The organism is Gemmiger formicilis, assembly GCF_016900095.1.
Classification (GTDB): Bacteria; Bacillota; Clostridia; order Oscillospirales; family Ruminococcaceae; genus Gemmiger; species Gemmiger formicilis_A.
The window spans coordinates 1-421 of sequence record NZ_JACJJP010000089.1 but is presented as its reverse complement, the minus strand read 5'-3'; the positions used below and the strand labels follow the sequence as shown (position 1 = coordinate 421).

Below are 421 nucleotides of genomic sequence, written 5' to 3'. Positions count from 1 at the left end.
GCTGTCGCGGATGACGTCCGCGCCCCAGCGCTTGGCCAGCTCCAGGGTCAGGGCTTCACACCCGGCCTCGCCGGGCAGGGTAAAGCCGCCTTTACGGGTTTCTTTCAACATAGTTTCATCCCCTATATCTTCTATTCAGATCAGCTCCCGAATAAAACGAGCCCGGAACCCTCCGGAGTTCCGGGCCCTGCATCGGGAACAAAAGCTTTCGTTTACAGAGCTCCGTCGCTGCGCACATTGTCGTAGTTCAGCACGCCGGCCAGGAAGGCCAGCGCCAGCCCCTGGCCCCAGCCCTGGATCCAGTCCCGGCTGATGCCCCGGTAGCCATCCCGGTCCTTCATGACCGCGGTGCCGCCGGACACGTTCATCACCCGGCCGTCCGGGCTGACGTTGGCCAGAATGCCCGGGATGGCCTTGTTGA

2 protein-coding genes are annotated in these 421 nt (G+C 63.2%); both read right to left on the bottom strand.

What is annotated here, in order from left to right; genetic code table 11:
• On the bottom strand, positions 1-111 hold a 111-nt coding region (locus H6B15_RS15890; protein ID WP_204648860.1), incomplete at its 3' end, for a 1,3-beta-galactosyl-N-acetylhexosamine phosphorylase N-terminal domain-containing protein.
• 101 nt (positions 112-212) lie between these two features.
• Positions 213-421 (bottom strand): glycoside hydrolase family 88 protein (locus H6B15_RS15320; RefSeq protein ID WP_204648859.1); only part of this gene is annotated, 209 nt, incomplete at its 5' end.